This window comes from Catenulispora rubra (assembly GCF_015356825.1).
GTDB lineage: Bacteria > Actinomycetota > Actinomycetes > Streptomycetales > Catenulisporaceae > Catenulispora > Catenulispora rubra.
Window position 1 is genome coordinate 1 of sequence record NZ_JAACYW010000375.1, and the last position, 10,367, is coordinate 10,367.

At 71.3% G+C, this 10,367-nt stretch carries 11 protein-coding genes; 3 read left to right on the forward strand and 8 right to left on the reverse strand.

Annotated features, from left to right (window positions below):
* The 7 genes from ftsR to clsA form a co-directional block, all read right to left on the reverse strand.
* On the reverse strand, positions 1 to 952 hold a 952-nt coding region (ftsR, locus tag GWK61_RS57825), incomplete at its 3' end, for a transcriptional regulator FtsR (RefSeq protein ID WP_323748116.1).
* A gap of 83 nt (positions 953 to 1,035) precedes the next feature.
* The gene (locus tag GWK61_RS60275) at positions 1,036 to 1,581 is read right to left on the reverse strand and encodes a zinc-ribbon and FHA domain-containing protein (RefSeq protein WP_194920579.1); all 546 of its coding nucleotides are present in this window, start codon (positions 1,579 to 1,581) and stop codon (positions 1,036 to 1,038) included.
* A gap of 305 nt (positions 1,582 to 1,886) precedes the next feature.
* Entirely contained in the window at positions 1,887 to 2,267 is a 381-nt protein-coding gene (gene gcvH, locus GWK61_RS49265; protein ID WP_194920580.1) for a glycine cleavage system protein GcvH, read from the reverse strand.
* 122 nt (positions 2,268 to 2,389) lie between these two features.
* Positions 2,390 to 4,063: a DUF881 domain-containing protein gene (locus GWK61_RS60280; RefSeq protein ID WP_194920581.1), complete on the reverse strand. Its 1,674-nt coding sequence runs from the start codon at positions 4,061 to 4,063 to the stop codon at positions 2,390 to 2,392.
* 13 nt (positions 4,064 to 4,076) lie between these two features.
* A complete protein-coding gene (locus GWK61_RS49275; RefSeq protein WP_194920582.1) occupies positions 4,077 to 4,409 on the reverse strand; it encodes a small basic family protein in 333 nt (110 codons plus the stop codon).
* Between the two features lie 199 nt (positions 4,410 to 4,608).
* On the reverse strand, positions 4,609 to 5,475 hold the full coding sequence (locus tag GWK61_RS49280) for a DUF881 domain-containing protein (protein WP_194920584.1): 867 nt from the start codon (positions 5,473 to 5,475) through the stop codon (positions 4,609 to 4,611).
* A gap of 45 nt (positions 5,476 to 5,520) precedes the next feature.
* On the reverse strand, positions 5,521 to 6,099 hold the full coding sequence (gene clsA, locus GWK61_RS49285) for a cardiolipin synthase ClsA (protein ID WP_194920606.1): 579 nt from the start codon (positions 6,097 to 6,099) through the stop codon (positions 5,521 to 5,523).
* Between the two features lie 910 nt (positions 6,100 to 7,009).
* Here clsA and GWK61_RS49290 point away from each other — a divergent pair.
* The 3 genes from GWK61_RS49290 to GWK61_RS49300 all read left to right on the forward strand — a co-directional run bounded on the left by GWK61_RS49290 (position 7,010) and on the right by GWK61_RS49300 (position 9,506).
* Positions 7,010 to 7,585, forward strand: coding sequence for a MarR family winged helix-turn-helix transcriptional regulator (locus tag GWK61_RS49290; RefSeq protein WP_194920589.1), 576 nt, complete (start codon positions 7,010 to 7,012; stop codon positions 7,583 to 7,585).
* Positions 7,586 to 7,803: 218 nt separating this feature from the next.
* A complete protein-coding gene (locus GWK61_RS49295; protein WP_194920599.1) occupies positions 7,804 to 8,313 on the forward strand; it encodes a Zn-ribbon domain-containing OB-fold protein in 510 nt (169 codons plus the stop codon).
* On the forward strand, positions 8,310 to 9,506 hold the full coding sequence (locus tag GWK61_RS49300; RefSeq protein WP_194920602.1) for a lipid-transfer protein: 1,197 nt from the start codon (positions 8,310 to 8,312) through the stop codon (positions 9,504 to 9,506). Before GWK61_RS49295 ends, GWK61_RS49300 begins: the two co-directional genes overlap by 4 nt.
* Here the strand turns inward: GWK61_RS49300 and GWK61_RS49305 are convergent.
* Positions 9,503 to 10,367 (reverse strand): hypothetical protein (locus GWK61_RS49305; protein WP_228564239.1); only part of this gene is annotated, 865 nt, incomplete at its 5' end. The two genes, GWK61_RS49300 and GWK61_RS49305, sit on opposite strands and share 4 nt — an antisense overlap.

Here is a 10,367-nt window from a genome sequence, read left to right on the forward strand (position 1 = left end):
CAACAGCGGTGGGCTGGGGTTCTGGCTCGGGTGCCGGGGCTGGCACCGAAGCGCTGCGGCTCGCGGAGGCGGCCTGCTGAACGTGCGCGACCGGAGCGTTGCCCGCGGCCAGCTCCGCCCGCAGCAGGGCCGCGTAGAGCTTCACAGCCGCCGCTGAGGCTTCCGCGGTGCGCGAGGACGCCCGGGACGCCGCCGCCTGCCGTCCGGAGCCGGTGACGCCGTCGTGGCGCCGCGTCGGCAGCAGCGTGCCGAGCAGCCCGGCGGTATTGCGCGCGCCGAGCAACAACGGCCGCAGGTGCCGGGGGTCGAGCCCGTATTCGGTCAGCGCCGCGGCGGCCCGCACGATGAAGACCGCGTCGCCGCCGTAGGCCTCGACGTTCGGCAGCAGGCCATAGGTCATCAGCTCGTCGAGGAAGGACTCGGACACACCCGCCGTCCTGGCCAACGCCTCACGCCCCAGATGCAGCTCTCCCACATCCGCTTGGGTGACCCGATAGAACTCCGGATCGGCGACCGTCGCCGCACGCGTCCGGGGCAGCGGCGGCAACGGCGGAGTCAGCGTGGCCGTGAGAGGCAGTGCCGCGTCGTCCTGATCAGCATTGTCCTGATCAGCCAGCGTCTCCGCGTCCGGATCCGGCGCGAAGGCCAGATCCGCCCCCGAGGTCAGCGCGGCCACTATGGCGTCGGCGTCCCCGAGCGTCACCCGCGGCCCGTCGGCCGCCAGGTGCTGCCGGATCACCTTCAGCGGCAGGTACTGGTCGCGCTGCGCGGCCAGCACCCAGCGCAGCTTCTCGACGTCTTCCTCGCTGAAGCGGCGGTACCCGGCCGGGGTCCGGCCGGGGCTGATCAGGCCGCCGCTCTCGAGGTAGCGGATCTTGGACACGGTCAGGTCCGGGAAGTCGGCGGCCAGCCGGCCGATGACTTCGCCGATGGTGAGCGCCTCGCCGGACACGCCGCATTCCTGCCTCTCCTGCCGGCCCCCCAGCTTGACCGTCTGCGCGAGCACGGCCGCCGCGCGGGCCGCCGCCGGTCGACTCAGCCCGCGTGGAACACCAGGCGGTACTTGCCGACCTGCACCTCGTCGCCGTCGCGCAGCAGCGCCTCCTGGATCAGGTTGCGGTCCACGTAGGTGCCGTTCAGACTCCCGACGTCGCGCACCAGGAACCCCTGCGCGCTGCGCACGAACTCGGCGTGCCGGCGGGAGACGGTGACGTCGTCCAGGAAGATGTCGCTGTCCGGGCTGCGCCCGACGGTGGTGACGTCGGCGTCCAGCAGGAACCGGCTGCCGGCGTTCGGGCCGCGCCGCACCACCAGCAGCGCCGAGCCGGCCGGGAGCGCGGCCAGCGCCTCGCGGTCGGCCGGGCCCAGACCGATCCGCTCGGTCTCCTCCCCGCCGCCGCCGACCTCCGCTTCCGCGGCGGCCTCCACGCTGACCAGAGACATCGTCGAGGTCCGCTCCGCCGCCCCCTCGGGCACCAGGGGGTCACCCGGCAGCGGGGACTCGGCCAATGCGGTGCCGCAGTGCGAGCAGAAGCGGCTCCCCGCTTGGTTGGCGTTCCCGCACCTGGTGCAGAACGGCATGTCGTGGGCCTCCCGGAGTATTCACTGTGGCGGTTGTGGCTGCCGCCTGCGTTGGTCGCAACTTATGGGGCGCCTCTTGTCGAGGTCAACCGGAACGCGCCGAGATGACGTGTCTTTCGTGCTCTGACATCCACGCCATCCACCCAGACTACGTCGTATCAGCCTTCGAATCAGCCCGGCCGGACGCGCTCGGCGCCGGACGCGAACACGGCGCGGACACGGCGCGGACACGATGGTCCGGCAACCGGATCGGACCGGTCCCGGACCATCGGCGGCGCACGGCCGCCGCGGGGCGGCCGCAGGGCTCACTCGGCGATGGTGGCCTCGTAGCCCTTGGAGTCCAGCAGCGCGTCGACCTCGGAGGCGTCGTCGGGCTGGACGTCGAAGATCCACCCCTCGCCGTAGGGGTCGGAGTTGACCAGCTCGGGCGAGGAGTCCAGCTCGGCGTTGACGGCGGTGACGGTGCCGGTCAGCGGCGCGTAGAGGTCGCTGACGCTCTTGGTGGACTCCAGCTCGCCGCACGGCTCGCCGGCGGTGATCTTGGCGCCCACCTCGGGCAGCTGCACGAAGACGATGTCGCCCAACTGCTCCTGGGCGTAGTCGGTGATCCCGACGCGGACGCTGTCGGCGTCGCCGGAGCGGACCCACTCGTGCTCGGCGGTGTACTTCAGCTCTTCGGGGGTCATCGGCTTCCTTGCCGCCCTTTCCTCACACGGTGTCGACGGCGCGGCGGCCGCCACGGGCCGGTGGGCCCGCGCTCATATTCTGGACCATGGCGGGCCCCGGGGCCCACCGGCCCCGGCACGCCTCATCCGGCCTTGGCGTAGTCCGGGTTCGGCACCGGCACCACGGCGTCGATCAGCACCTGCCCGGGAGCGATCGTCGCGTTGGCCCCCGGAGAGGACTTCACGGTCGCCACCACGCCCCCGGGGATCTGCATGGCGGGCCCGAGCGTGTTCGGGTCGCCGATCACCTTGTAGACGAAGGGCTGGGTCAGCTCGCGGCCGTCCAGCGCGATCCCGCCGTCGGCGGTGTCCACGAAGGACGAGGAGACGACCACCCGCACGTCGTCCACCTGCACCACCTCGGCCCCGGCCGCCCGCAGCTCCTCCAGCGCGTTGAGCAGGGTCGCCGACTTCAGCTGGTGCTGCGGATCGGTGATGGTCAGGGTGATGCCGGAGCCCTTGGCCTTGACCGTGCCGGCCAGGATCTGCAGGTCCTTGGCTTTCTGCTGGGCCTGCGCCAACGCCGCCTGCGCCTTGTCCGCACTGTCCCGGATCGCCGCGTTCTGCGTCTCCAGGTTGCGCAGCTCGGCGTCGAGGCTCTGCCCCCGCGAGGTCACCTCGTCGAGGATGTTGACCAGGTCGTCGCTGCGCGCGCCGCGCAGGATCTCGTCGGAGGTGTTGGTGGCGTGCACCTGGATCGCCAGGGCCGCGCCGAGCGCCCCGAGCAGCACGCCGACCACGGCCTGGTTGCGCGACATGCGCGGCGGCCAGAACGCCGCGAGCAGGCGTCGGCGGCCGAGGGAGACGGAGGCCGGCTTGGCGGGCTTCGCGGGCGCCGCGGGGCCGGAGGCGGCAGCTGCGGCCGGACGCGACTCTGTCACGGGGCGGCGGCTGGGACCGTCCGGAGCGTGCTCGGACGGCGGACGACGCCGGGGACCCGACTCGTTGGTGTGCGGATGTCCGGGCCCGCGGCGCGGGTCCTGGCCCGGCCCCGGACGCCGCGGCGGCTGGCCGCCGGGCACGGGGCGACGGCGAAGCGGCTCGCCCTCGGGAGGCGTGCGGCGGCGGAGCGGGGGCTCGGGTTCGGGCTCGGCTGGTTGCTCGCCGGAACTCTTGTCCTCAGGGCCCTCGGGAAGTAGATCCCGGAGATTCACCGTCGCGGCGAGCTCCGGGCGATCGGGCTCAGCCTCAGGCTCAGTGGCAGCCGGCTCTTCCGGAAACAGCTCGCGGAGATCGACCGTCTCGGCGGGCTTCTCCGACGGCTCGCGCTCGCCGGCAGCCTCATCATCGCTTGCAGCGGCCGACTGCTCCTGCGCCGAGCCCTCAAGACTCACTGTCTCGTCGAGCGCCGGCTCAGCAGGCTTCTCCGGCCGGTCAGACTCATCGCGACTGTCAGCGACCGGGACCGGCTCGGCAGTCTCCTGCTCGCCCGCCGGTGGCTCCGGCTGGTCAGGCTCGTCGTCGCTCTCGCCGATCGGCTTTTTCACCGTCTCGGAAGACATCTGCCCGGCATGCTTCTTAGGTCGCCGAGGCACATTCTTGACCTCGGGCTCCTCAGGCAGGCTTCGGAGGTCCATAGTCTCGGCGAGATCCGCGCCGGACTCAGCCTCGGCCTCGTCGGCCTCAGCCTCGCCCTTGTCCCGGTCCTCGCCGACCGGCGGCACCTTCGGCGTGAACGGATCCCGTTCCGCCGCCTCGGCGCCGTCAGCCGAATCCTGCGGATCCGGCTCCGGTTCGTTCCCCGGCCGCGTCTGCACCCAGCGCTCCTTCTCAGGCGTGGAAGATGTGCCGGCGGATGGCCGCGGCGTTGGAGAAGATGCGGATGCCGAGCACGACCACCACGCCGGTGGTCAGCTGCGAGCCGACGCCCAGCTGGTCGCCGAGGTACACGATCAGCGCGGCCACCAGCACGTTGGAGACGAAGGAGACCACGAACACCTTGTCGTCGAAGATCCCGTCCAGCAGGGCGCGCACGCCGCCGAACACCGCGTCCAGCGCCGCCACCACCGCGATCGGCAGGTAGGGGGCCAGTCCCGCGGGCACCGTGGGGTGGAAGACCACCCCCGCGATCACGCCGATCACCAGTCCGATCGCCGCGATCACGACGCCCTCCAAGTCATCTCGGTAGTCCCAGTCATCTCGGTCTCAGTCATCCCGGCCTTGACCAGGCCCTGCTCGTCGCGGCGCGTGGTGCGCCCGTGACCTGATTCGGAAAACTGCTGGGGCCACCGTACCGAACCCCTGAGGAGGCTCGGGCCACCGGCACTCAAGGCACCCCTCAAGGCGCCGCTCGAAACGCCCCTCAAGGCGCCGGCACCGCGTCGGTCAGCGTCAGCTGCGTGGCCGCCGGCAGGCTCAGTTTGTTCTTGGTGCTCGTCGCGAAGCCGATCCCGTACTGCGACTTCAGCTCGAACAGGTACCGGCCGTCCGCCCCGTCCGCGAACTTCGCCGCCATCGACTTCGGATCCCCGATCGCCTGCAGCGTGTACGGCGGCGACAGCGGCCGGAAGTCCACCATGATCGCCGACCCCGCGGTCCGGATCGCGGACAGCGCCGTGAGCCGCTGCCCGTTGATCGCCACGGCCTCGGCGCCGGCGGCCCACAGGCCGTTCGTCGCGTGCTGCAGGTCCAGGTCCAGCACCCGGCTCTGGTTGGTGCCGTTCTGCCGCGGGTCGGTGCTGGAGGGGTTGTCGGCCCCGGCGGCGTCGTTGAGCACGACCTCCAGCCCCGGCCCGGTCACCGGCGAGGCCCCGGTCGCCACCGACATCGCGGTGAACGCCTTGCCCTGCTCCGGTCCCAGCGCCTCGGCCTGCGCGGCCTGCAACTGCCCGCGCACCGTGGAGATCATGGACTCGTCGGCGGAGTTCTTCCGCTCCGCGTCCTGCACCCGTGAGATCAGCTGCTGCCGCTCCCGCTCGGCGGACGGCGCCTGGCGGTGCGTCTGGATCGCGGCGATCACCAGCACCAGCGCGACGGCGGCCACCCCGAGCAGCACGGTCGGCGACGGACGCCGGGTCCAGTGGCTGCCCCCGGCGTCCTCGCCCTTGGCCTTGCGCCGCGCCGCGGTCTCGGCGTACCCGGGGTCCAGCGTGTCGTTGAGCAGGCTGGTCAGCAGCGACATCGAGGCGTCGCGGCGCGCGCTGTTCCGGGCGTCGGGCGGCGTGGGCATGGAGGCCATCTTGACATGTCCCCCCAGCTTCTGCCGACGCGCGCCTCAGCGCCCGACGTCGCGGGTGAGCTGCCGGGCCTGCACGAAGTACATCCCGCCGGCCAACAAGTACAGCGCGGTCCCCCAGCCGACGAACGCCCAGCCGAAGATGTTCGCGATGTCGGTCAGGTGGTTCGGCTTCTCGCTGATCTGCCCGAGCAGCAGCAGCGGGAAGGCGTAGAGCAGGTTGAACGTCGCGGCCTTGCCCAGGAAGTGCACCGGCAGCGCCACGCCGTAGCCGGCCTTGCGCAGTTTGGGCGAGATCAGGACGAGCATCGCCACATCCCGCCCGACCAGCAGGATCGGCAGCCACAGCGGGATGATCTGCCGCATCGTCAGCCCGACCAGGGTGGCCAGGATGTACAGCCGGTCGGCCAGCGGGTCGATCATCGCGCCGAACTTGGTCATCTGGTTCCAGCGCCGGGCCAGCTTGCCGTCCAGCCAGTCGGAGAACCCGGACAGCGCCAGGATCACCAGGGCCCAGACGTCGTACTTCGGGCCGCCGTAGTAGGGCGACAGGACCAGGCCCAGGAACAGCGGGACGCCGGCCAGCCGGGCCAGGCTGATCAGGTTCGGGACGGTCAGGACGCGGTTGGAGACCGGGAGGCCGTCCTCGCCGAGCTCGACGCCGTCGCCGTACCCGTCGGCGCCCTCGTCGTAGCCGTGGTCCTCGTAGCCGTAGCCACCGTGGTCCTCGTAACCCCCGTCGTCGTACCCGTCGCCCTCGGCGTAGTAGCCGTCGTCCTCGTACGACCCGTCGGCGAACTCCTCGCCGTAGTCGTTGATGTTGACCGTGGCATCGGGGTCATGCTCGTAGCCGTACCCGTCGTCGTAGTCGCCCGCCCTGCCTCGATTCACAAACAGCAACGATAGGCGATCAGGGGCTGGGCCTGGGACATCCGTACACGTCCGCCGGGGGTTGTACCAAGAAACGGCAAAGTCTGGTTCAAGAAGTACGCCATGATCGTCAACTCAGCGTGTCCGCGCGGTAGCCTCAGTGATGCAGGACCGGCCGACCCACCGCACCAGCCCGCACGGTGTCGCCGAGTACGAAACCGCTCCACCCGCGCCCTGTCTCCCTCTCCCCCCAGGTGATCCGGCAGCGCGGGTGGAGCGTCCGTATCCGCCTGCGGACAACCGAACACACTCCCCTTTGTCCGGACTCCGCACCCCCCGCAATGGAGTCCGAACCGGTTCCGAGCGTGCTGTGTGTGCACCTCAGAGCCCTGTTTCGCGCTGCGCCGCGCCCGGGTCACGCCGGGTGACGGCGCCCTTGGCGTGCCCTGCGCTTATACCCTCAATCGGCTGTTCTCAACATCCGTAAATCTGCGTACACAGATCTACAGCGAAGACCTGCTGTCGTAGTGCCCATTCCGTGAATATGATGGGCTTGAACAAGTCCATTCCACTCGACACGCAACATGAGCGCTGTCACCACGTTGGCGGGAACGTGGCAGTGGGAGTGGCACCAACACGCAAGGGGGGAAGACCCGCTGTGTCAGAACACACATCTGCACACACCGCCGAGCACGAGGACGAGGACGACCAGGAACTGGTCCCCGCCACCGGCGGATCACTCGCCGGCCGCGGCCATCGCCCGGTCCGGTACCGGCCCTCCACGGGCTACCTGCCGTGGCTGCTCACGATGTGCGACCGTGAGCTCGCCCGGCACATGACACGCCTGCTCGCCGAACTCGACCTCACCGAGGCCCAGTACGGCGTCCTGCAGGCACTGGTCCACCTGCGCCGGGCCTCCTCGGCGACGCTGGCCCGCTCGGTCTCGGTGACTCCGCAGGCCATGGTCGGGCTGGTGGCCGCGCTGGAGCGCAAGGGCTACATCACCCGCGAGTTCGGCCGCGGGGCCGGCCGCGTCATCGACGCGGAGGTCACCGCACGCGGCAAGGAGGCCTACGAGGCCGCCAAGCGCCGGGTGCGGGCCCTGGACCGCTCGCTGCGCCGCTCCTACACCGACGAGGAGTTCGACCAGCTGGTCGGGCTGCTCGAGCGGCTCCCCGGGGTGCTCGGCCGGCTCGACGACCAGCGCGGCAGCCGCCGTCGCGTCGACGACTGAGACCCGGCGGCGTCCACCGAGCCCGCCTAGCAGGCTCCGAACGGCGCGCAAGCGCACAGCGCAACCGCACACCGTGCGAGAACGCCACCTTCTCTTCACCGGCTCTGTCCCACCGGCTCTTTCCCGGTGACGGGCGCCGGGCGCGACACCGATCCATCCCCTGATCCACCCGCGGACCGACGTTCCCGGAGCGGCGAATCTGATATACCGTCAGATCCATGACTGACGGCATACCGGCCGCTCCGGGAACCGACGCATGGTTCCGCGAAGGTCCGGAGGGCTTCGCCCTGCTGGCCGGCCGCTGCACCGCGTGCGGCGCCCTGAGCTTCCCCCCGCGGACCGTCCCGGGCTGCCCCGACCCCGACTGCGAGGGTCTGGAGCAGAGCCCTGAGCCGCTGTCGACCCGCGGAACCCTGTGGTCGTACACGGACGCCCGCTACGCTCCCCCGCCGCCCTACCCGCGGCCCCCTGACTCCGAGTTCTCCCCCTACGCGCTGGCCGCCGTCGAACTGGCCGCCGAGCGCATGATCGTGCTCGGACAGGTCCCCCCGGACGTCCCCGCGGAGTCCCTGCACGTCGGCATGACCATGGAGCTGGTCCCCGGAACCCTCGTCTCCTCTGCAGGAGTTGAGGAAAGGGTCTGGAACTGGCGCCCGATCGGACCATCCGAAGAATCCACCACCGATGCTGCGGCATACGCCGCATACACCGGGGAGGCGCACGCATGAGCCGGACGGACTCCGTCGCCGTGGCCGGCGTCGGGATGCACCCCTGGGGTGCGTGGGGAAAACCCTTCGTCGAGTACGCCTCGGTCGCGGCGCGCGCCGCCCTGGCCGACGCCGGCCTCGGCTGGCGCGACGTGCAGCTGGTGGTCGGCGGCGAGACGATCCGCAACGGCTACCCGGGCTTCGTCGCGGGCTCGGCACTGTCCCAGGCGCTGGGCTGGCAGGGCGCGCCGGTGGCGAGCTGCTACGCGGCTTGCGCGACCGGGGCGCAGGCCCTGTCCACGGCCCGCGCGCACATCCTGGCCGGCTTGGCCGACGTGGTCCTGGTGGTCGGCGCGGACACCACCCCGAAGGGCTTCTTCGCCCCGGTCGGCGGCGACCGCCCCGACGACCCGGACTGGCTGCGCTTCCGCCTGCTCGGCGCGACGAACCCGGCGTACTTCGGCCTCTACGCGCGCCGCCGGATGGCCCTGCGCGGCTCGACGGAGAACGACTTCGCGGCGGTGAAGGTGAAGAACGCCCGGGCCGGATCCCTGAATCCGAACGCACGATTCCGCGCGGAGGTGGACGCGGAGACCGTGCTGAACTCGCCGATGGTGAGCGACCCGCTGCGCCTGTTGCAGATCTGCGCGACGAGCGACGGCGGCGCGGCAGTCGTTCTGACCTCCGAGGACTACGCCAGAAGGCTGAACAAGGACGCGGTCCGCATCCGCGCCGTCTCCGCGCCGACCCCGACGTACCCGCGAACCGTCCCGGACTTCCCGTACCTCGCCTCGGACGCGATGGCCGCCACGGAACCAGCGCCCCGCAGCTTCCGCGAGTCACTAGCACACGCGGCGTACGAGGCCGCCGGGCTCGGACCGCAGGACATGGACCTCGCGGAGGTCTACGACCTGACGACGGCGATGGAACTGGACTGGTACGAGGAGATCGGGCTCTGCGACCCCGGCGACGCCGAGAAGCTGCTGCACGACGGTGCGACGTCCTTGGGCGGCCGGGTGCCGGTGAACCCGAGCGGCGGCCTGAGCTCCTTCGGCGAGGCGATCCCGGCGCAGGCCATCGCGCAGGTGTGCGAGCTGACCTGGCAGCTGCGCGGCGACGCCGGGGCGCGGCAGGTCGCGGGGGCCCGGGTCGGGGTGGCGGTGAACCAGGGGTTGTTCGGGCACGGGTCGGCGATCGTGGTGGGACGGGCTTAGCCGGGCTGCCCCAGCTTGCCGGCGAAGTACCCCTGCACCAGGGCGGCGAACGCAGGCCTGGTCAGGATGTCGGTGAGCATCGCGCGGGTGATCGACGGGGTGTCGGTGGCGGGGTCGGGGTTGGGGACCATGCCGGGACGGATGGAGCCGTCGGTGAGGTCGGCGTAGCAGCGGCGGTCGGGCGCCGAGCAGGGCACGTCGGCGTAGCGGCCGCCGTATTGGGTCGTGAAGGAGATGCGGTAGGCACCACCGCCGGGCGCCCGTACCGTCACCACACCGCGGTGCCCGTCGCCGGTGTCGGAAACCTCCGCCACCGAATCGTCGCCGAGCGGCACGGAATCGCAAGGGCTGTCCCCCAAGCACGGCAGGTGGGTGCTGTTGTCCGCGCCCGATCGGTAGTCGGACTGAACGGTCATCGTCCCCTGTGCGGTCGCGATGTCGAAGCCCGACCAGGTCTGAGGGCCGACGTTTTCAGCCGCTCGCAGGGCCTCGGTCCAGTCCTGAACGACCTGCGGCTGAGGACGACCGTAAAGCGCCGGCGCTGTCACGTCCTGCGCCAGGATTCGCGCCAGGAAACCGTTCGCGACCTGCTGGGAGTCTGGATTCCGCGCCCCGCCGACCGCGAGCCCCGGAAAGACCGCCTGCCACAGCGGCTCGGCACGGCGGCAGTCCGCCTGTGCCTTGGCCTGGGAGCCGTCCGCGACGAAGGTGCCGGTGCAGTCCACGATCCGGCTGCCGCTTCCCAGGGCCGATGTCGAAGCGGATGGCCCGGTCGCCGGTCCGGTCGGCGGCCCAGTCTCCGGCCCCATCGGCGTCACCGTCGTCTCGGTACTCGACCACACCCCCGGCCCCGTCCCCGAC